This window comes from Hahella sp. KA22, from assembly GCF_004135205.1.
Classification (GTDB): Bacteria; Pseudomonadota; Gammaproteobacteria; order Pseudomonadales; family Oleiphilaceae; genus Hahella.
In genome coordinates this window covers 439,913-459,664 of record NZ_CP035490.1, presented here as the reverse complement: position 1 = coordinate 459,664, position 19,752 = coordinate 439,913, and the positions used below count along the sequence as shown (strand labels likewise).

Annotated in this window: 19 protein-coding genes; 10 read left to right on the top strand and 9 right to left on the bottom strand. The window is 54.6% G+C overall.

Going from position 1 to position 19,752, the window contains the following annotated elements; all coding sequences use genetic code 11:
- Positions 1 to 63 precede the first annotated feature (63 nt).
- The 4 genes from fusA to EUZ85_RS02090 all read left to right on the top strand — a co-directional run bounded on the left by fusA (position 64) and on the right by EUZ85_RS02090 (position 5,167).
- Positions 64 to 2,109, top strand: coding sequence for an elongation factor G (fusA, locus tag EUZ85_RS02105; protein ID WP_127974302.1), 2,046 nt, complete (start codon positions 64 to 66; stop codon positions 2,107 to 2,109).
- A gap of 460 nt (positions 2,110 to 2,569) precedes the next feature.
- The gene (locus tag EUZ85_RS02100) at positions 2,570 to 3,037 is read left to right on the top strand and encodes a type III secretion system chaperone (protein WP_127974301.1); all 468 of its coding nucleotides are present in this window, start codon (positions 2,570 to 2,572) and stop codon (positions 3,035 to 3,037) included.
- Between the two features lie 21 nt (positions 3,038 to 3,058).
- Entirely contained in the window at positions 3,059 to 4,087 is a 1,029-nt protein-coding gene (locus EUZ85_RS02095) for a hypothetical protein (RefSeq protein ID WP_127974300.1), read from the top strand.
- Positions 4,088 to 4,240: 153 nt separating this feature from the next.
- Entirely contained in the window at positions 4,241 to 5,167 is a 927-nt protein-coding gene (locus tag EUZ85_RS02090) for a glutaminase (RefSeq protein ID WP_127974299.1), read from the top strand.
- Positions 5,168 to 5,228: 61 nt separating this feature from the next.
- Here EUZ85_RS02090 and nagA read toward each other — a convergent pair whose 3' ends face one another.
- The 3 genes from nagA to nagB are packed head-to-tail and all read right to left on the bottom strand — an operon-like array spanning position 5,229 to position 8,028.
- Entirely contained in the window at positions 5,229 to 6,368 is a 1,140-nt protein-coding gene (gene nagA / locus EUZ85_RS02085; protein ID WP_127974298.1) for an N-acetylglucosamine-6-phosphate deacetylase, read from the bottom strand.
- Positions 6,362 to 7,246 (bottom strand): BadF/BadG/BcrA/BcrD ATPase family protein, encoded by an 885-nt coding sequence (locus tag EUZ85_RS02080; protein ID WP_241566929.1) that lies wholly within the window; start codon positions 7,244 to 7,246, stop codon positions 6,362 to 6,364. Before EUZ85_RS02080 ends, nagA begins: the two co-directional genes overlap by 7 nt.
- The gene (gene nagB, locus EUZ85_RS02075; RefSeq protein WP_127974297.1) at positions 7,243 to 8,028 is read right to left on the bottom strand and encodes a glucosamine-6-phosphate deaminase; all 786 of its coding nucleotides are present in this window, start codon (positions 8,026 to 8,028) and stop codon (positions 7,243 to 7,245) included. Before nagB ends, EUZ85_RS02080 begins: the two co-directional genes overlap by 4 nt.
- A gap of 292 nt (positions 8,029 to 8,320) precedes the next feature.
- On the opposite strand from nagB, the gene EUZ85_RS02070 reads away from it, so the two are divergent.
- The 5 genes from EUZ85_RS02070 (at position 8,321) to EUZ85_RS02050 (ending at position 13,691) form a co-directional block, all read left to right on the top strand.
- Positions 8,321 to 9,595 carry an ABC transporter substrate-binding protein gene (locus EUZ85_RS02070; RefSeq protein ID WP_127974296.1) on the top strand — a complete coding sequence of 425 codons (1,275 nt, stop codon included), beginning with the start codon at positions 8,321 to 8,323 and terminating at the stop codon, positions 9,593 to 9,595.
- A gap of 144 nt (positions 9,596 to 9,739) precedes the next feature.
- Positions 9,740 to 10,669, top strand: a complete 930-nt coding sequence (locus EUZ85_RS02065; RefSeq protein WP_127974295.1) for a carbohydrate ABC transporter permease — start codon at positions 9,740 to 9,742, stop codon at positions 10,667 to 10,669.
- 14 nt (positions 10,670 to 10,683) lie between these two features.
- Positions 10,684 to 11,568: a carbohydrate ABC transporter permease gene (locus tag EUZ85_RS02060; RefSeq protein ID WP_127974294.1), complete on the top strand. Its 885-nt coding sequence runs from the start codon at positions 10,684 to 10,686 to the stop codon at positions 11,566 to 11,568.
- A gap of 70 nt (positions 11,569 to 11,638) precedes the next feature.
- A complete protein-coding gene (locus EUZ85_RS02055; protein WP_127974293.1) occupies positions 11,639 to 12,790 on the top strand; it encodes an ABC transporter ATP-binding protein in 1,152 nt (383 codons plus the stop codon).
- 82 nt (positions 12,791 to 12,872) lie between these two features.
- Complete coding sequence (locus tag EUZ85_RS02050) at positions 12,873 to 13,691, top strand: GntR family transcriptional regulator (RefSeq protein WP_164887419.1); 819 nt, start codon at positions 12,873 to 12,875, stop codon at positions 13,689 to 13,691.
- A 236-nt stretch (positions 13,692 to 13,927) separates the two neighbouring features.
- Here EUZ85_RS02050 and EUZ85_RS02045 read toward each other — a convergent pair whose 3' ends face one another.
- From EUZ85_RS02045 to exbB, 3 genes are read right to left on the bottom strand one after another with little or no spacing between them, the layout of a single operon-like run.
- A complete protein-coding gene (locus EUZ85_RS02045; protein ID WP_127974291.1) occupies positions 13,928 to 14,764 on the bottom strand; it encodes an energy transducer TonB in 837 nt (278 codons plus the stop codon).
- Complete coding sequence (gene exbD, locus EUZ85_RS02040) at positions 14,761 to 15,141, bottom strand: TonB system transport protein ExbD (protein WP_127974290.1); 381 nt, start codon at positions 15,139 to 15,141, stop codon at positions 14,761 to 14,763. Before exbD ends, EUZ85_RS02045 begins: the two co-directional genes overlap by 4 nt.
- Positions 15,128 to 15,586, bottom strand: a complete 459-nt coding sequence (gene exbB, locus EUZ85_RS02035) for a TonB-system energizer ExbB (RefSeq protein WP_127974289.1) — start codon at positions 15,584 to 15,586, stop codon at positions 15,128 to 15,130. Before exbB ends, exbD begins: the two co-directional genes overlap by 14 nt.
- A gap of 245 nt (positions 15,587 to 15,831) precedes the next feature.
- Between exbB and EUZ85_RS02030 the strand changes: the two genes are divergently transcribed.
- On the top strand, positions 15,832 to 16,722 hold the full coding sequence (locus tag EUZ85_RS02030) for an ABC transporter substrate-binding protein (protein WP_127974288.1): 891 nt from the start codon (positions 15,832 to 15,834) through the stop codon (positions 16,720 to 16,722).
- Between the two features lie 47 nt (positions 16,723 to 16,769).
- On the opposite strand, the gene EUZ85_RS02025 is transcribed toward EUZ85_RS02030, so the two are convergent.
- The 3 genes from EUZ85_RS02025 to EUZ85_RS02015 form a co-directional block, all read right to left on the bottom strand.
- A complete protein-coding gene (locus EUZ85_RS02025) occupies positions 16,770 to 18,530 on the bottom strand; it encodes an ABC transporter substrate-binding protein (RefSeq protein ID WP_206617983.1) in 1,761 nt (586 codons plus the stop codon).
- A 74-nt stretch (positions 18,531 to 18,604) separates the two neighbouring features.
- Positions 18,605 to 18,877, bottom strand: coding sequence for a DUF2160 domain-containing protein (locus EUZ85_RS02020; RefSeq protein ID WP_041599056.1), 273 nt, complete (start codon positions 18,875 to 18,877; stop codon positions 18,605 to 18,607).
- Positions 18,878 to 18,888: 11 nt separating this feature from the next.
- On the bottom strand, positions 18,889 to 19,689 hold the full coding sequence (locus tag EUZ85_RS02015; protein WP_041600129.1) for a carbohydrate ABC transporter permease: 801 nt from the start codon (positions 19,687 to 19,689) through the stop codon (positions 18,889 to 18,891).
- Between the last annotated feature and the right edge of the window lie 63 nt (positions 19,690 to 19,752).

Here is a 19,752-nt window from a genome sequence, read left to right as displayed (position 1 = left end):
ACTTCCGGGCGTACTCAGAAAAGCCTGTCCGGAAGAAGGATTTCAGGTTTTCAGAGGTTTGTTATGAAACTTCAAAAGTTAAGAAATATCGGCATCATCGCTCACGTTGACGCAGGCAAAACCACCCTGACCGAAAGGTTGCTGCACTTCACTGGCGCCCTGCACAGCATGGGCGAAGTGCATCATGGCGGGACCGTCACCGATCACATGGTTCAGGAACGCCAACGAGGCATCACTATCGCCAGCGCGGCGGTTACAGTGGGCTGGCGGGATCATCGCATCAATATTATTGATACGCCTGGTCACATCGATTTCAACATCGAAGTGAATCGCTCGTTGCGCGTACTGGACGGCGCGGTGGTGGTTTTCGACTCCGTCGCCGGCGTTGAGCCGCAATCGGAAACCAACTGGCGATTGGCGGATCAGTATGGCGTGCCGCGCATATGTCTGGTCAATAAAATGGACCGCATCGGCGCTGATTATTTGCGCGTGGCGAATATGATTCGCGAACGGCTTGGCGCCAGACCGCTGGTGGTTCACTTGCCGGTGTTCATCGAAGAAATCTATGTCGGTTTGATCGATTTGACGACTATGACCCTGCATCGCTGGAACACGGATGACGGCTGGAAATATTCGTCCGAAGACATTACGCCTGAGTATCAGGAACAGGCTGCGCAATATCGGGCGCAACTGGAAGAAACACTGGTTGAGCTGGATGATGAACTCCTGGAAGGCTGGTTCAATGGCGCCGCCTTACAGACGGATGATCTGCGACGACTGATTCGTCAGGGCGTTGTCAGTGGCGCATTCGTTCCTGTGTTGTGCGCGTCTGCATTTAAGAACAAAGGCGTGCAGATGGTGCTGGACGCGGTGGTCGACTATCTGCCTTCGCCGCAGGATGTGAAAGGCGTGGAAACCGTCGATGGCGCTCAGGTTGTGGAAGCGGACATCGAAGGCGCATTTGCTGCATTGGCCTTTAAAGTGGTGAACGATAAACATGGCGCTTTGACGTATGCACGGGTTTATCGGGGGTCGCTTGCAGCAGGCTCAAGGGTGTTGAACGCCAATGTCGGTCAATATGAACGTATTGGCCGCATATACGAAATGCACGCCGACCGTAAAGTGGCGCGTGATCGTATCGGCGCCGGCGATATCGTGGCGCTGGTTGGCATGAAGCACACGCAGACCGGTGATACGTTGTGCGCCCCGGAAGCGCCTCTGGTGTTGGAGCGCATCAGTGCGCCGGAACCGGTTATGGATATCGTGATCGAGCCTAAATCCAGACAGGACCAGGATCGTCTGGGTGAAGCTTTGCGCGCCATTGTCGGCGAAGATCCCAGCCTGCGTTTGAGTACAGGCGCAGCGGGAGAAACGCTGGTGTCAGGCATGGGCGAGCTGCATCTGGAAATTGTGGTGGATCGGCTACAAACGGACTTTGACATTGCTGTGACTGTTGGACGTCCGCAAGTGGCGTATCGGGAGACGATCACACAATCGGCGAACGTAGACTATGTCTACAAGAAGCAAAAAGGCGGACCCGGTCAGTTCGCGGAAGTGCGCATGCGCTTCGAACCCATCGACGGCGACGGCATTGAGTTTGAAAGCCAGATCGTCGGCGCCGCCATCCCACGGGAATATATTCCCGCTGTGGAAGATGGCGTCAGACAGGCTGCGCGCTCTGGCGTATTGGGCGGTTATCCCAGTGGCGGCTTCAAGGCGGTGTTGCTGGACGGCTCCTACCACGCGCAGGATTCGTCGCAGCTGGCGTTCAGCGTTGCCGGACGGGAAGCCTTCAAGGAAGCCATGGCGCAGGCGGCGCCCAGACTGTTGGAGCCCGTGATGGCGGTTGAGATTGTGACGCCTCGCGACCACGTCGGCGACTGTATTGGCGACCTCATGCGACGTCGCGGTTCGATCCTCGACCAGGCGGACCGAGGCGACGCCTGCGTCATCAACGCGGCAGCGCCGCTGGCGGAAATGTTCGGCTATATCGGCGACCTGCGCACTATGACAGCAGGACGAGCCAGCTTCTCCATGACGTTCTCGCACTACGCGGAAACGCCACAGGGAGTCGCCGACTCGGTACTTATTAATCAGGCAGTCAAATAGCTTCCTTCTATTTGACTGCAACGACAGGGCCTGCACAGGTCAGGCCCTGTCTCCCGAGGCTAGCCGCCGCGCAGGCGCATCCATGCGCCTAGTTATTAACATGCCAATATCATTGCCATATTAATAACGTCGATTGATCTTAATCACCCAGTGCGAACTGTGTGTCACTCTCAAAAGGAGCCCGGAGTTATTCCGGACTCCTTTTTTCTTTCATTTTTCAATCGATAAATTGAGATAGCGATTCAAGCTGCCTGTCATCTTTCCATCGCGTTTTCAAGCGCGCAACTTTGCCCTGCAAGATGTTTCTTACTGGTTATTAGTCCGCATGTGCTTCCAATCATGTGCGTTGTAGATGGACCTACCGTGGGAGAAGAACACAAGAAAGTCGCAATGACAGCCGCTAAGACTGTCACCTGAATTTCTTGATCTTCATATTCATACAACCTACAGGATCACTACTATGTCTACCTGGGAAACCGTCAACGCATTACTGTCAGATCTCGCCAGCCAGTTGAATCTGTCGTTTCTGAAACTGAATGAAAATGGAATATGCGCTTTTGAAAACTCTGAAGGCGTTAAATTTCTAATTGAAGCTCCTGAGCACAGCGCTCTGGTGTTTATCGCCAGTCCAATGCAGTTCATGCCTAAACTGAATGATCAGCGTCGGGAATTGCAGCAGCATCTGCTGGAAGGGAACTTCTACTTTCATAACAATCTCGGCGCCGTATTTAGTCTGGATACCCGGGAGGACCGGATATATCTGCAGTACAGTTTTCCCGTCGCATTTCTAGACAGGGATCTGTTCGCCAATATCCTGAATAATTTCATTACCTATGCGACCCACAGCTATAAGGAGCTTCAGGATAACTTTTTTGCGGAAACGGCTGCGCCAGAGCATAAGCCACCCATGTTTTACCAACGTTTTTAAGCGTTCTGGAGGCGTAAAGCTATGCAAGTCAGTCATTCAACGCAATCTGTTCAGACCCAAACCGGGGCGACTCCGGAAGTAGTAACTCACGCCACTACAAAGGCCTCACACCCTTATGCCGGCTTGAGCGCCTCGCAACCCAGCGCCAACACGGCTCCGGATAATGCCGGGTCAATGAGTCAAACCTCGCTGAATAACCTTTTACCCACTCTGCGCCGTTCAGACTCGATGGAACTGAGTCATTTGGAAAAATCTCATTCCCAGGGCGTGGGAATAACGTCGCAAGGCAGAGTCAGCGTCATTAGAAATGGCGCGGAACTGCAGAAGTCGGTTGCTCATACGCAAGTCATGGAGAAGATTTCTGAACGGGGGCAGACCAAAACTAAAATGTGGGATGCTGGCGGTTCGTCGGATAGTCCGGCCAAGACTTACACCAAAGATCAGGTTAAGGGTAATACGGCGCTCACAAAAGAGGATGCCTGGGGAACGGGACGAGGAGATATTCATAAAGGGAATAACGCCCCCAACACTCCCTCATTTGAAGCTAATGTCTCCAAACAAGACGCTGAGGCGTTGATGCTGTCGCAGATGCAAGATCTGGTGAAGAGCAAGATTATTGGCAGCGGCAATTTAGAAAAGGGAGATGTCGTTCGCTTGGAGTTTCATGGCAACGAGGGGCCCTGTGATGGTTGTAAAGGGCGCCTGGAAGCGTTCACTGTCTCTCTGAAAGCTCACTTGGAGACAAAGGGCGTCAAAATCGAGTCAGATATATTTTATAACCAGGACGCAGTGGCGACGCAGCGCGCCGGTTCCGATACCTCATATGGCTGGCTGGGCGCTATCGGCGACATCAAAGAAAGCTATCTAGCGGAAACATCCAGGCTTTCTTCTTATTCGGGCAATCAGACGGAAATATTGTCTGACTCTAAATACGGGTCAACGGGCAAAGAGAAGACCTTGCATGGCGCCAGACTTCACTTTGCAGAACCGCCCAAGCCGTCTACAGCAGACGTTGCAGTACAGACGGAGCAGCAAGACCAAAAAGTTTAACTGATAGGATTTGCCGCCAGGGACTGGCAATGACTCAGCCTGGGACCTAGCATAAGTTAAGCGCCCGGCACTGCGTACATCCGCGCATTGTCTGGGCTGGCGACGGCGCCTATATTTTTCGGCCCGGCACATTAACCTGACATTGCTGAGTCCATGAAGTTACAGAAGTCCGAACTCCCTGCATTGCTTGAGCGTATTTATTCTGAGGTGACGCCTTTGTATGGCGTAGGTAAGACGGCGGATTATATTCCTCCGCTGTCGAGGGTGAATCCGCGCCAGTTCGGTATGGCGATTCGCTTTGTCGATGGCGATGAGTTCACGGTTGGCCAGGCCTCCACGCCTTTTTCCATTCAGAGTATCTCCAAACTGTTCGCCCTCATGCTGGCCCTGGATATTGTGGGCGATGACTTGTGGAAGCGGGTGGGACGCGAACCTTCCGGTATGCGCTTCAACTCGTTGTTGCAGCTGGAGAATGAAAACGGCATTCCGCGCAATCCTTTTATCAACGCCGGCGCCATTGTGGTGACCGACACCATCGTTAATCACAGCGCGTCGCCGGTGAAACGGCTGGAGCAATTCATGGCGTCGCTTTCCGGTAATATGTTCAACCGGTACGACCCGGAAGTCTATGCGGCGGAAGCGCGCACGGGTTATCGCAACGCCGCCATCGCCAACTTGCTCAAGGCGCTGGGCAACTTGGAAGGTGAAGTGGATGTGGTGCTCGACAGCTATTACAAGCAGTGCTCCATGACCATGAGCTGTCTTGATCTGGCGCGGGCCACCGAGAGTCTGGCCAATAAAGGCAAATCCAGTTTCCGCACTCAGTTTCATGGCGAACGCATGGACAAGCGAGTCAACGCACTGATGCTGACCTGTGGGCTTTACGACGCCGCTGGTAACTTTGCTTATCAGGTGGGATTGCCGGCTAAGAGCGGTGTGGGCGGAGGTATTGTGGCGGTGCTGCCTGGCTATTTCTCCGTGGCGGTGTGGTCGCCGGAACTGGATAGTTATGGTAACTCGGTGCTGGGCCAGAAGGCGCTGGAGTTACTCACTCATTACACCAGCAGTTCTATCTTCTGACGTCACTCATCCTGAGAGTCTACATGGGTGGTAAGGGGCGTCAGCGGGGCGCTCCAGGTATTTAGTCTTTCACCCCGCCTATCCAGGTTCCCTCGACCTCTAATTGGTCATTCAACAATACCAAATCAGCGCGATATCCCGGCGCAATACGGCCGTACTCGTCATCAATCCCCAGGAATTGCGCGGGATACAGCGAAGCCATACGTAGCGCTTCCTCTACGTCGAGGCCAATGGCGCTGACCGTATTACGCACAGCGGTGGCCATATCCAGGTCTGATCCCGCCAGTACGCCTTGCTCTGTCGCCAGTCGACCGTTACAGCGCACCAGTTTTTCGCCCAGCAACTCGAATTCTTCACCCGGCATACCGACAGAATGCATGGCGTCGGTGACTAGCATGATTTTTCCCTGAGCCTTGGCGCGCAGGGCGATACGCATGGTGGCTGGATGCACATGATGATTGTCCGCGATCAGGCCACACCAGCTGTCAGCGTCATCCAGCGCAGCGCCGACGACGCCAGGATCGCGATTGCGCAGCGGCGTCATGGCGTTGAACAGGTGAGTAAAACCTGTCGCCCCTTCCGCCAGCGCCTGATGCACTTGCTCGTAGCTGGCGGCCGTATGCCCCAGGCAAACATGGACGCCGCGTTCCCTTAGCTTGCGGACAAAACCCTCTGGCACTTTCTCCGGCGCCAGGGTGACGATGGTGACGCCGATATCGCCCAGGCTGCTGAGCAATTGCAGGGCGTCGGCTTCTGGCTCGCGAATGACGGCTTCTCGATGAACGCCTTTGCGGGCTACGTTCAGGTAAGGGCCTTCCAAATGAATGCCGAGTATACCCGGCGCGCCCTCGCGCAATGCGGCATCCACCGCACGCACCGCGGCATCCATTTTGTCGCGGGTGTCAGTGATCAGCGTCGGCATGAAAGCGGTAGTGCCGTAGCGCCGATGAGCGGCGCCCATTTCCCGCAGCACAGCCGGGCTGGGGTTGTCATTGAACAACGCGCCGCCGCCGCCGTTGACCTGAACATCGATATATCCTGGGGCCAACAACATTCCATTCAGAGAGAGACGGACCGCATCTGCGGGAATTTGATGTTCGGGCGTGATGCTGTGAATGCGTCCGCCTTCGATGATTAACGCTTGTTGCGAGAGTAGGGTCTCGCCGGTAAAAATCCGGCCATCAGTTAAGGCTGTTAGCATTCGCTTATCTCGGACTTCTGTTTGATCAGTAAGATGGCGCCGTCCAGCGCGTCCCCCAAAGGAGAGGTCAGGTAAGGCGTAATATCCCGCGGCAACCAGGGGACAATGGCTTCGCTCAGGCCCCCCATGATGCAGACGGCGGGCGCGCCCAGATTAATCAGGCCGCGAATCATCAACGCCGCTTCATCGGCGGTTTTCGCCAATAACTGCGTAGCGACGGGGTCATCCAGGCGGGCGTGCTCGAACACCAGTGGAACGAAAGCGGCGTAATCTCTGGGTTTGGCCTGATCCATCCAGGCCACGACGTTTTCCTGGTTGTTGTCGAAGCGCTGCATGACGGCGTCGGTCAGCGCCGAGGCCGGCTGCAGTCTTTCGAACGCCAGCAGGGAGTGACGCAGCGTGTTCAGGCCGAGCCAGGCGCCGCTGCCGCAATCCGATACCGGGAAACCCCAGCCGCCCAGTATATGAAATTCATGATCTATGGTGGCTACGGCGCAGGAGCCGGTGCCCATGATTAATATGCCGCCGTTAGCGCCGTTGAAGGCTCCCAGACAGGCGGTATGAGCGTCGGTAAGCAGGGCCAGATCCGCGAACGGGTGAGGATGGTTCAATACCAGTTCCCGTTCTTTCTTCTGCGCGACCCCCGCCAGACCAAAGCCCGCGTGAATATAAGGCAGCGCCTCGTCATCCAGATTCGCCGCCGTCAGCGCCTGGCGGGTGGCCAGCATAATATTGGCGTAGGCGAAGTCAAGGCCCAGGCGCGGATTGGCGCCGCCTGCGAAGCCTTCGCCGAGGAGGCGGCCATCGGCGGCGCAGAGTCGGGCGCGACAGGAGGTGCCGCCGCCGTCGACGCCGAGATACATAGGTTGCTGCGTCACAAATAGGCCCCCTGTACGCGTAAAGTTTCGCTCTGCACCCAACGATAATAGTCGATCAGCTCCAGTTTGGAGGCGGCGTCCGTATCCACGATCACCAGCGCGGACGGATGCATTTGCAAGGCGGAAGCTGGGTGCATGGCGCTGATTGGCCCTTCCACCATGGCTTTGACCGCATCCGCTTTAGCGGCGCCCGCCGCCAGCAGCATGACTTTGCGCGCATCGAGGATCGTACCAATGCCCATGGTGATGGCCAGATGCGGCTGCTCTTCGTCAGCGGAAAAAAAGCGGCTGTTATCGCGAATGGTTTCCTGGGTCAGGGTTTTCGCGCGGGTGCGAGAGCTCAGGCTGGAAGTGGGCTCATTAAAACCGATATGACCATTGCGGCCAAGCCCCAGTATCTGCAGATCAATGCCGCCGGCGCTATGGATTTTATCTTCATAGGCGCGGGACTCCGCAACGGGATCGCCCATGCCGCTAGGGATATGAGTGTTCTCGGGAAGAATATCAATGTGGTCGAATAACTGCTTCTGCATGAAGCTACGGTAGCTCTGCGGATGTTGCGGAGCAATACCAATGTACTCGTCCAGATTAAAGGTGCGTACCTGACGGAAGCTCACCTCTCCCTGCTGGCGCCGCTGAATCAAGTGTGCATACAATGCAATGGGCGTGCTGCCAGTGGCGAGACCCAGGACCGCAGCCGGTTTGTCCTGTAATAAACGAATGCACTGTTCGGCGCCCATCCGGGCCACTGCTTCCGGGGAATCTGCGATGATGACGCGCATAAGATCTCCTGCTGATTCAACGCCCTCTGAAGCAAGCATCCGGGACGTTCGATCAAGACAATACCTTTTTAATACCATTAATATAATAAGCGCACATGCGGACGAATAACAGCCCCAAATTTAGATAAAGGCGCCATTTTTGGACAAAGGTATTAAATTTCAGCGCTATGAAGGCTTGATTACCACTTTGCAATGGGTTTATATTGGTATTGTCAAATAAAAATACCAATTATTCTCCGGTATTGAGTACGAGCTGTTGAATCACTAACAACCTCTATGGGAGAAACAAGCGATGAGCTTTTTAACAATAAAGGGTGCGTTTCGCCATGCGGCGAAGATCGGGTTGGGCGTTTTCGCCCTGACGACATTAACTGCAGAAGCCGGCGACAAGCTGGTCATCGAAAGCTGGCGCAACGACGACGCCAAAGTCTGGAACGACGTCATCATTCCCGCCTTCAATAAAAGTCACCCCGATATCAAAGTTACTTTTACCCCCACACCTCCCGCAGATTACAACTCGGCTCTACAGGCTAAGCTTCAGGCGGGCACGGCTGGCGATCTGATCACCTGCCGCCCGTTTGATGTATCCCTGGCTCTTTATCAGAAGGGCAATCTGGAGAAGTTGAACGATCTTGATGGCATGAATAACTTCCCTGAGGTCGCCAAAACCGCATGGTCCACTGACGACGGTAAAGATGTGTTCTGCCTGCCAATGGCCTCGGTCATTCATGGTTATATCTACAATAAGGAAATTTTCAAAGAGCTTGGTCTGTCTGTGCCTAAGACGGAATCCGATTTCTTCAAGGTACTGGAGAAGATCAAGGATGAATCCCGTTATACGCCGCTGGTAATGGGCACTGCGGACCAGTGGGAAGCCGCCACCATGGGCTTCCAGAATGTCGGTCCCAATTACTGGAAAGGGGAAGAAGGACGCAAGGCCCTGATCGACGGCAAAGAAAAGCTGACCGACCCCGAGTACGTGAAGGTGTGGGAGCATCTGGCGAAATGGAAACCCTTCCTGGGCCGTGGCTATCAAGCGCAGAAATATGCGGATTCGCAGAACCTGTTCACCCTGGGTCGCGGCGCTATCTATCCCGCTGGCTCCTGGGATATCACCACCTTCAATGAGCAGGCCGACTTTGAATTCGGCGCCTTTCCTCCGCCAACGCCCGATGGTCAGAAAACCTGCTACATCAGCGATCACACTGATATCGGCATGGGCCTGAATGCGTCTTCCGCCAACAAGAAGGAAGCCCGTATTTTCCTATCCTGGATGGCAGGTCCGGAGTTCGCAGAGTTGTATGCTAACCAGTTGCCAGGTTTCTTTCCGCTGGGCAACCACAAGATTTCCATCAAAGATCCTGTGGCGAGCGAATTCCTGAGCTGGCGCGGCCAGTGCGAACAGACCATTCGCAACTCCTACCAGATTCTGTCTCGCGGCACGCCCAATATGGAAAACCAGCTTTGGAACGTGACTGTGCAGGTACTGAATGGCTCCATGGCGCCTAAAGCGGCGGCGGAAGAAGTCGAAAAAGGCCTGAAAACCTGGTATCAGCCGCACATGTAATCTTCCGCTAGCGAAGATCCTGGCCCGGCGCTCTGTGATAAGGAGCGCCCGGGCGCATAATAAATACAGCCGCAGACGCTTTATCGCCTGTGCAAAGGCAAACCGGGGCGGACTTCCGTCTCTCACCGGCTTGGTGTAGCGATTATGACTCACTCTGATATACGCAAACCTTTTCCCTGGCATATCCTGGTCTTTCTAGCGCCGGGACTGCTGATTTATCTGACTGTCAGCGTATACCCGTTGCTGGATACGCTAAGGCTGGGCTTTTTCAGTGAAGACGAAAGCGGCGCCACCTTTTTTGTCGGTATGCAGAACTACGCCAATCTCCTGTTTAGCGAGGTATGGTCAGAACCGTTCTGGAACGCCCTGAAAAACAATCTCAAGTTCTTCGTTATCCACATGTTGCTGCAGAACCCGATTGGTCTGCTGCTGGCGCTGTTACTGAGTTCTCCGCGCTTGCGCCTGAGTGGAACCTACCGCACTTTGCTGTTCATGCCGACCATGTTGTCGGTGGTGATTGTCGGCTTCGTGTGGCAGTTATTGCTGAGCCCGCTTTGGGGGATTTCCGAAGACTTCATGTACAACATCGGACTGGGCGATTACTTCGACGCCTGGCTTGGGAAAGAAGGCACGGCGTTAGTGACGCTGTCGTTGATTTCCGTGTGGCAGTTCGTCGGCATTCCCATGATGCTGATTTACGCCGCACTACTGAATATTCCTGAGGATCTCAATGACGCCGGTGTGGTGGATGGCGCCAACAGCTGGCAGATCTTCTGGAATATCAAACTGCCTTTATTGCTGCCTACCATCAGCATGGTGTCGATACTGACCTTCGTCGCCAACTTCAACGCTTTTGAACTGATATATGCAGTGAAAGGCGCGCTGGCGGGCCCCAATTTCTCCACGGACATCATGGGCACCTTGTTCTACCGCACCTTCTTCGGCTTCCAGCTGCAGCAGGGCAGCCCCACTATGGGCGCGGCGGTGGCGACGCTGATGTTCCTGATTATCCTTATCGGCGTGGCGATTTACCTGTTCTTCGTACAACGGCGCATCCAGCGCTTCCAACTGTAACGGGGAGGCGAACTATGCTAAACAAGATGACGCTGGCTATGCCTTGGAGTGGTATGAATAAACTGACGTTAAAACCGGATCTCGGTAAAAAGTTGATGGTGCACGCAGTGTTGCTGACCTACACCGTCATCGCTTTGTTCCCGATTCTGGTGATTCTGATCAACTCATTCAAAACCCGTAAGGCGATCTTTAACGACCCTCTCGGGTTGCCGGACGCGAGCAGTTTCACGCTGGTCGGTTTTGAGGAAGTGCTGGCGCGCTCCTCATTCGATGTATTTTTCTTCAACAGCCTGATCGTGACAGTGTTGTCGCTGTTCTTCGTGTTGTTGTTCGGCGCCATGGCGGCCTGGGCGTTGACGGAGTACCGCTTTCGCGGCGCGCTGTTTATCGCGGCGCTATTCGCCATGGGCATCATGATTCCAATTCGTCTGGGCACGGTGAGCATCCTGCAATTGATGGTGGATCTTGATCTGGTGAACACGCGGACATCTCTCGTGCTCGTGTATATTGCGCAGGGGCTGCCGCTGGCGGTGTATATCCTGTCAGAGTTTATTCGCACCATTCCGAAAGAGCTGAAAGAGGCGGCTCGCTGCGATAATGTCAGCGAGTACAAAATCTTCTTCCAGATCGTGCTGCCCTTGATTCGTCCTGCGATGGCGACAGTGGCGGTATTTACCATGATTCCTATCTGGAACGATTTGTGGTTCCCGCTGATTCTGGCCCCGGGCGAAAGCACGCAAACCATTACACTGGGCGTGCAGCAGTTTATCGGTCAGTTCGTGACGGACTGGAATGCGGTGTTGTCCTCTCTGACGCTGGCGATTGCGCCGGTGCTGGTGCTGTATCTGGTATTTTCACGCCAATTGATCCGAGGCCTGACGGCGGGAGCGGTGAAATGAGCGGCGTAATCTATATTCGTGGCCTGCGTTCCGGCGCACCGGCGGGGCTATGTCGGACAAGAGGTGAATAATGGCTGACGTACAACTTAAACAGATCAAGAAGAGTTACGGCCAGGTCAATGTCCTGCACGGCATAGATCTGGACATCAAGCACGGCGAGTTTGTGGTGCTGGTGGGCGCGTCTGGATGCGGCAAGTCCACCTTGCTGCGTCTGATCGCCGGTTTAGAGGACATTAGCGGCGGCGAACTGCTGATCGACAATAAAGTGGTGAATCATCAGCCCCCCGCCAAGCGCGGCATCGCCATGGTGTTTCAGTCCTACGCTCTGTACCCGCATATGTCAGTGTTCAAAAACATGGCTTTTGGCCTGAAAATCTCCGGCAAGGACAAGAACTACGTGCGGGAAAAAGTGGAGCACGCCGCCAAGATCCTGCAGATCGATCATCTGTTGGAGCGTTTGCCCCGGGAATTGTCCGGCGGCCAGCGTCAGCGGGTGGCGATAGGGCGCGCGATCGTGCGCGATCCCAATGTGTTTCTGTTCGACGAACCGCTCTCCAATCTGGACGCCGCGCTGCGGGTGCAGACCCGGGTAGAGATCGGCAAGCTGCATAAAGACCTGGACGCAACCATCATCTACGTTACCCATGATCAGGTCGAGGCCATGACCCTGGGCGATAAGATCGTGGTGATGAACAAGGGCAGGGTGGAGCAATGCGGTTCGCCCCTGGAGCTGTATCGTCATCCTCGCACGCAGTTTGTCGCGGGCTTCATCGGTTCGCCGAAAATGAATTTCATGAAAGGCAAAGTCTCGGTGAAAGCAGAGGGCGCCATTTATGTGAAACTGGCTGACGGCGTTGAAGTGGAAGCCCGCGTGGAAAGCGGCGCCATTGCTGTTGGCGAAGAAGTGACGGTCGGCGTGCGACCTGAACATTTGCAGGAAAGCCTTCACGGCGAAGGCCGGTTAAAAGGAAAAATTAACCTGGTCGAGCATTTGGGTGAAGTCAGTTATATATACATGACATTGACGGATGGATCTGAAGTTGTCGTGCGTGGAGACGGCGAAACGGAAGTGAAAGTGGGCGACGAGATATACGCTGACTATCAACCGCAGAATGTTCATGTATTCAATGCGCAGGGACTGGCTTTCAAACGATTAACGGCAGCGGAAGCCGATGCGCCGGCGGCTGCCATGATTAGGCAGGCAGCCGGTGGAAATACCTGACTTTATTCAAGTTTCTGCTATGCTAGCGTCTTCTCGCAGCTCAAAAAGCAAATCTACTGCTAAGAACCTACGTCAAGACGCTATGAGCAAACCAGACAGTCTGATTACTAAAATCTTCGGAATTCCGGAGCAAATCTCGCGGCATTCCGCGCCGTTGTATCTGCAGTTGCAGACCAAGATCCGCGAGGCGGTGGACGCTGGCGTGTTGCGCGCCGGCGATGTGGTGCCCGCGGAGCGTGAAATCGCCGCCGCCATGAAAGTTTCCCGCGTCACTGTCAGGCGCGCTATCGACGATCTGGTGGAAGAAGGCCTGCTGACCCAACGTCAGGGCGCGGGAACATTTGTGACCGAGCGCGTGGAACAGCCGCTGAACTATCTCAAGAGTTTCTCTGAGATCATGCAGGAGCGCGGCAAGAAGCCGGGCTCTCGCTGGCTGGACCGTTCCGTCGGCGTGCCTCACGAAGATGAACGCGTTGCGCTGAAGCTGGCGGTGGATAGTGAAGTGGTGCGTTTCCATCGTCTGCGTCTGGCGGATGATAAACCCATGGGGCTGGAAGTGGCGACGATACCGCGACAGTTTCTGGATAATCCGTTTGAAGTCACCGGGTCGCTGTATGAAGCGCTGGCGGAAAAGGGGTTGCGTCCGGTCAAGGCGCTGCAGCGTTTGCGGGCTATTTCCATTGATGAGACCCGCGCCAAGCTGTTGGATATTCCTGTGGACAGCGCCGTTCTCTATATCGAGCGCTTGGGCTTGTTGGAAGATGGCGTTCCCATCGAATTCACGCGTTCTTATTTCCCTGGCGACGCCTATGACTTCGTCGCGGAGATTCGCAATGTGTCTCACTACGCGCCAATGGGCTTTCACAAGTCAGATGGCGTTGAGGAAGACGACGAGGACTGAGCGCGCTGAGTCGGGTCGTATTATTAATCAGGCAGTCAAATAGCTTCCTTCTATTTGTCTGCAACGACAGGGCCTGCACAGGTCAGGCCCTGTCTCCCGAGGCTAGCCGCCGCGCAGGCGCATCCATGCGCCTAGTTATTAACATGCCAATATCATTGCCATATTAATAACTTAGTCAGAATGGAAGTAAGGTGGACGGCGATAGCCGGCTCCACCTTATTTTTTATCACGCCAAATCAATTCAACTGAAACCGAATCGGCACCGCCATTTTCCAATGGGTGCGCTCAAGCTCATCTGGGATAGGCTGGAACTGGGCCAAGGTGACCAACGCTTTGACGGCGGCTTCGTCCAGACGGGAAATACCGGAGCTGTCCCGCAAGCGCACTTCCGCAATATCGCCGCTTTTCGTAATCGTGAACTCCACCGTGCTGGTGCCTTCCTGGCGGCGGCGCTTGGCGCTCAGCGGGTACCTCTTGTTCTTCTCCAGGGCCAATTGCAACGCATTGATATAGGCCTGTTCAATATTAACGATTTGCGCTGAGCTTAGCTGCGGCTGCTCCGCAATGGCCGGCGCTGAGGATATTTCTGTTCGCGGGTCTGGCGAAGGAACGGGTTTTTCCGCCATTTCCTTGTTGGGTTCAGGGTCGACTTTGGCGACTTCTTCTTTCTTGGTCGGCTGCGGCGTCTTCACCTTTTCGACGACTTTTTTCGGCTCAGGCTTTTTCTTGACGGGCTGTTTAGGCTCTATCGGCTTTTCCACCTTGGCCACCTCCGGCTTGGGCTCGGGAGGCGTCTCCACCGGTTTAGGCGTTTCCTCTACGATTTCAGGCTCGGGCTCTTCAATGACCGGCTGTTCGGCTTCCACCACCTCTTCCACTTCCGGCGCTGGCTCCGCTTCCGGTTGCTTCGCCTCGATCTGTTGCTCGACGATGCGCATTTGCGACAGCACCAGGGACACTGGCGCGGCGGCGATGGGAGCCGGCGCTGGCGATGAGACGCCGGATATCAGCCAGACTGCGAGCGAAACATGCAGGCACAGGGCGACGGTGATTCCGATGATATGGCGTTTCATTGGTTACGACTGGCGAGTACGGAGAAATTGGTCAATGAATATTTCTGCAGCAGGTCGGCGACCGCTACAAAGCTTTTGAAATCCGCCTGACTGTCGACCTTGAGAGTGATCGGGCTGGATTTTCCCAGCGCTTTCAGGCGACCTTCCAATTGTTCCAGAGACGCGGCTTCATCCTGGTAGTAGTAAAGATTTTCCTTGTCGATAACGATATTGACCGCGTGTTCCGGCGCGGATTTGTTGGAAACGTTTTCCGCACTGGGCAACTCAATGGGGATTTTGCCCTGCACCACGAAGGTGGCGGTGGTCAGCACAATGGCCAGGAGCACCAGCATGATGTCGATAAACGGAATGACGTTGATCTGATCAAACTTTTTCATAGTGGGCCTGGCTTCCCTGGCGGGTATCTCTATCGGCGCGCCAAAGCGCCTGTGTGACTTCTACTTTGCGGGTCAGCGCGTTGTAAATCATCAGGGTGGGGATCGCCACCAGCAGGCCCAGGGCGGTGGCTTTCAGCGCCAGCGCCAGGCCGCTCATGATGGCGCCCACTTCCACATTGCCGCTTTGGCCGATCTGATAAAAGGTCAGCAGAATGCCGGCGACGGTGCCCAACAGGCCAACATAAGGGGCGTTGGCGCCGATGCTGGAAATAGTGGTGAGGTGTTTGGTCAGGTCGACAGTGAGTCGATCGAAATTTTGGTAATCCGGTAGCGACAGGGCGCGCATGAACAGCCAGCGTTCGATGGATAGCCAGACGACAGTGAAGCTCATCAGGCCCAGGATGCCGAAAATGGTGAGATCAAGGTATTCAGAAAGAAATTCCACTACGCCTCCCTTTGCGTCCGGCGCTGAAACGCTGTTGCGATGGAGTGGATCGCCGGGCTGCAAGACTAATTTGGGGATCAATGACGAAAAACAATAATCATACACAAATGAAAATGATTATCAATAAGTAGCTGAGGCGACGATATCGTTGAAATGTTCTCTTGCGGGTTCAAGCAGGTCTGACGCGGGAATGGCATTTATCGACTACTATTTAAGTAAATCATCAAGGCTTTATCTGGGGAATTATGGGCGCACCACCTCGTTTTCACCGCTATAGCCGTACGCCTCGTAGCCTTGCCGGTCTGGCGTTAGCGCTGTTGTTGTCCGCCACGTCAGCCTCCGCCGCCTCAGTGGGAGTGTGCGATACGCTGAATGTGACCGGCAATCCCGAGTATCCGCCATTCTTATGGCGGGATCGCGACAACCCGGATCAGCTTATCGGAGTAGCCGTAAGGTTGCTGGAGATAGCGCTGGAACCGGAAAACATCACTGTTGAATCTCGTTACGTCGGCCCATGGTCCCGGGCCCAGGTGGAGGCGCAATTGGGACGGGTGGATATGCTCACCGGCGCCTTCATTACGGAAGAGCGGCAGACTTATATGGACTATATCAAGCCGCCCATGATGATCATGCCCAATGTTATTTTTGTAAAAAAAGGCAAAGCTTTTCCGATGAACAGCTGGCTGGACCTTAAGGATCGCCATGGCGATACTTTGATCAACAACAGCTTTGGGCAAGAATTTGACGAATTCGCCGAGCGCCAATTGAGCATTGAAGAAGTGCGTTCGATTGAGTTTGCGTTTGAGCGCTTGCTACTGGGGCGCACCGATTATGTGATTTATGAGTTGTATCAGGGCTACGCCATCGGCGAGGTCCGAGGCTTCAAAGGCGAAATTGAACACTTGCCCACGCCTATCAGCTCTGAAGGGCTTTATTATACCGTGTCGAAGAAATCACCCTGCCATAACCAGGAGTTGATCGATTTTCTCAATAAGCGATTGCGTGAGCTGGTGGATAAAAAAGCGCCGGAGAGTCTGGTGGAGCGTTATATGACGCTATGGCGCAAACAGGCCACAGCCATTGATATCTCAGAAATTTCCTCCCTTAGCACGAAAAAAAGCCGCTTCTCAAAGTGAGAAGCGGCAAACTCCCAGGATATTGAAACGCTGAGGGCAGGTTTCAATTACTTGCGTGCGTCCTCCCAGGACTTGATCAGAGCGTCATAGCTGACGGTCTCGCCTTTGGGCTTCTCGTTAGCCAGTTTGGCTTTCGGAGAACCAGGCTGACTCAGCCAATAGCTCGGGTCCTTCTTCTCGTTCAGCTTGGGACCGCACTCGCCCTGTACATTGGCGCGTTCGAGGCGCTGCAGTACTCGGTCTTGTGCTTCCGCCAAACCGTCCAAGGCTTGCTGCGGAGTCTTCTCGCCGTTGGCGGCCTCCGCAATGAACTGCCACCACAACTGGGCCAGTTTCGGATAGTCAGGCACGTTGGTGCCGGTAGGCGTCCACTGAGTGCGGGCCGGGCTGCGATAGAACTCGACCAGACCGCCCAGTTTGGGCGCCACAGCAGTCATTTCTTCAGACAGAATGTCAGACTCACGAATAGGAGTCAGACCCACCAGCGTTTTCTTCAGAGAAACGGTTTTGGCTACAGTGAACTGCGCATACAACCATGCCGCCAGACGGCGATCATCCGGAGTGGACTTCAGGAAAGTCCAGGAGCCGGTGTCCTGATAGCCCAGCTTCATGCCGTCTTCCCAGTAAGGTCCTCTGGGAGAGGGCGCCATCCGCCACTTCGGCGTGCCGTCTGCATTGACCACTGGCAGACCAGGTTTGGTCATGTCCGCGGTAAATGCGGTGTACCAGAAGATCTGCTGAGCGACGTTGCCTTGCGCAGGAACCGGACCGGCTTCAGAGAAGGTCATGCCCTGTGCTTCAGGCGGCGCGTACTTACGCAGCCAATCTACGTATTTGGTGGTGGCGTAAACTGCAGCCGGGCCATTGGTGGCGCCGCCGCGTTCTACGCTGGAGCCCACTGGACGACAACCGTCGACGCGAATACCCCATTCGTCGACAGGTATGCCGTTTGGCAGACCTTTATCGCCTGCCCCCGCCATGGAGAACCAGGCGTCAGTGAAACGCCAGCCCAGGGAGGGGTCTTTCTTGCCGTAATCCATGTGGCCGTAAACGCGCTGACCGTCGATGTTTTTGACCTTGTCGGTAAAGAACTCAGCGATGTCCTCATAGGCCGACCAGTTCTTGGGTACCCCCAGCTCATAGCCGTAGATTTCCTTGAACTTTTTCTTCAGGTCGTCGCGCTGGAACCAGTCATAACGGAACCAGTACAAATTGGCGAACTGTTGGTCTGGAAGCTGATAGATTTTACCGTCTGGCCCGGTGGTGAAGGACAGGCCGATGAAGTCTTGCAGGTCCAGTGTCGGCAGGGTCAGGTCTTTGCCGTCGCCTTCCATCATGTCTGAGATGGGCACGGCTTTTCCGTAGCGGAAGTGAGTGCCGATCAAGTCGGAATCGTTGATGTAACCATCATAGATGTTGCGGCCGGACTGCATCTGAGTCTGCAGTTTTTCGACCACGTCGCCTTCCTGAATCAGGTCGTGGTTAATCTTGATGCCGGTGATTTCATAAAATGCTTTCGCAAGTACTTTGGATTCGTACTCGTGCGTGGTGATGGTTTCGGAAGCAACATTGATTTCCATACCGCGGAAACGTTTCGCCGCCTCGGTGAACCACGCCATTTCTTTCATCTGTTCTTCTTTCGACAGCGTTGAAGCGGTGAACTCGCTATCCACCCATTTCTTCGCTGCGTCACTATACTGGTCCGCCCAGCTCGCACTACTTGAGACCATCGCCACTGCCGCAGCTAAGCTGGCCAGCCGTAGCTTCATTGGTCCGGTGGGCAGTTTAACCTTATTATTTTTTTTCATGTCTACCTCTCTAATTGTTAGTTGGTTGGCTTCCATGCAAAGTCCTTTTGAATCCCTATGACGTAGGGGGCGGTTTACCCCCACCTCATTACAATTCCCATCCAAAGAAGGGAAATGATCGTCGCTATCCACACCGCCATGCTGGTGAAGCCCACAAAGGCCAGGTGGATATAGGCGCTGCCGAGCAACCCGATAAAGAGACGGTCGCCACGGGTGGTCAAAAGCGGCAGAAAACCTCTACGTTCAATACTTGGTGACTTCAGCTCCCAAACTGTCATCGCAATCAGAATGAGCACGATGGTGGTAAAGAAGCTAGCCGTTGGTACAGTCCACGCCATCCAGTTCATACAAAACCCTCTTACACACGACCCAAAGCAAAGCCTTTGGCGACATGGTTACGGACGAACCAGATCACCAATACGCCAGGAACAATAGTGAGAACGCCTGCGGCTGCGAGCACGCCCCAGTCGATACCTGATGCGGACACGGTCCGCGTCATGACGGCTGCGATGGGTTTGGCGTCCACAGAGGTCAGCGTACGCGCCAGAAGCAGCTCCACCCATGAGAACATGAAGCAGAAGAATGCTGTGACGCCAATGCCGGAACGGATCATGGGGATGAAGATTTTGATGAAGAATTTCGGAAAACTGTACCCATCAATATAGGCGGTTTCGTCAATTTCGCGAGGCACTCCGCTCATGAAGCCTTCCAGAATCCACACCGCCAGCGGCACGTTGAACAAACAGTGCGCCAACGCGACGGCGAGATGAGTGTCGAAAAGGCCGACAGAGGAATACAGCTGGAAGAAAGGCAGCAGGAATACGGCGGGCGGCGCCATCCGGTTGGACAACAGCCAGAAGAACATATGTTTGTCGCCGATGAATTTGTAACGGCTGAAGGCGTACGCCGCTGGCAGCGCGATCAACAGGCTCATGATCATGTTCAGGGAGACATAGGTAATGGAGTTTACGTATCCCATGTACCAGCTTGGATCCGTGAAGATTTTGACGTAGTTGTCAAAAGTGATGTCCTGTGGAAACAGGCTCAGGCCGCCCAGTATTTCCGCATTGGTCTTGAGGGACATATTGAGAAGCCAGTAGATCGGCAGCAGCACGAAGGCGATGTAGGCCACCAATCCAAATTTGCTGCGACTGAACATAGACATTACCCCTTTGCTTGCGTTGGCGGAGTCCTTTGCGCCTGTGTCGGCGGTCACGTTGGC

Coding starts and splice junctions, on each gene's coding strand:
- nagB (WP_127974297.1), bottom strand. CDS start 8,028: ATGCGCGTCATCATCGCAGATTCCCCGGAAGCAGTGGCCCGGATGGGC.
- nagA (WP_127974298.1), bottom strand. CDS start 6,368: ATGCTAACAGCCTTAACTGATGGCCGGATTTTTACCGGCGAGACCCTA.
- EUZ85_RS02070 (WP_127974296.1), top strand. CDS start 8,321: ATGAGCTTTTTAACAATAAAGGGTGCGTTTCGCCATGCGGCGAAGATC.
- EUZ85_RS02100 (WP_127974301.1), top strand. CDS start 2,570: ATGTCTACCTGGGAAACCGTCAACGCATTACTGTCAGATCTCGCCAGC.
- EUZ85_RS02065 (WP_127974295.1), top strand. CDS start 9,740: ATGACTCACTCTGATATACGCAAACCTTTTCCCTGGCATATCCTGGTC.
- EUZ85_RS02020 (WP_041599056.1), bottom strand. CDS start 18,877: ATGAACTGGATGGCGTGGACTGTACCAACGGCTAGCTTCTTTACCACC.
- EUZ85_RS02030 (WP_127974288.1), top strand. CDS start 15,832: ATGGGCGCACCACCTCGTTTTCACCGCTATAGCCGTACGCCTCGTAGC.
- fusA (WP_127974302.1), top strand. CDS start 64: ATGAAACTTCAAAAGTTAAGAAATATCGGCATCATCGCTCACGTTGAC.
- EUZ85_RS02050 (WP_164887419.1), top strand. CDS start 12,873: ATGAGCAAACCAGACAGTCTGATTACTAAAATCTTCGGAATTCCGGAG.
- EUZ85_RS02015 (WP_041600129.1), bottom strand. CDS start 19,689: ATGTTCAGTCGCAGCAAATTTGGATTGGTGGCCTACATCGCCTTCGTG.
- EUZ85_RS02060 (WP_127974294.1), top strand. CDS start 10,684: ATGCTAAACAAGATGACGCTGGCTATGCCTTGGAGTGGTATGAATAAA.
- EUZ85_RS02095 (WP_127974300.1), top strand. CDS start 3,059: ATGCAAGTCAGTCATTCAACGCAATCTGTTCAGACCCAAACCGGGGCG.
- exbD (WP_127974290.1), bottom strand. CDS start 15,141: ATGAAAAAGTTTGATCAGATCAACGTCATTCCGTTTATCGACATCATG.
- EUZ85_RS02055 (WP_127974293.1), top strand. CDS start 11,639: ATGGCTGACGTACAACTTAAACAGATCAAGAAGAGTTACGGCCAGGTC.
- EUZ85_RS02045 (WP_127974291.1), bottom strand. CDS start 14,764: ATGAAACGCCATATCATCGGAATCACCGTCGCCCTGTGCCTGCATGTT.
- EUZ85_RS02090 (WP_127974299.1), top strand. CDS start 4,241: ATGAAGTTACAGAAGTCCGAACTCCCTGCATTGCTTGAGCGTATTTAT.
- EUZ85_RS02025 (WP_206617983.1), bottom strand. CDS start 18,530: ATGAAAAAAAATAATAAGGTTAAACTGCCCACCGGACCAATGAAGCTA.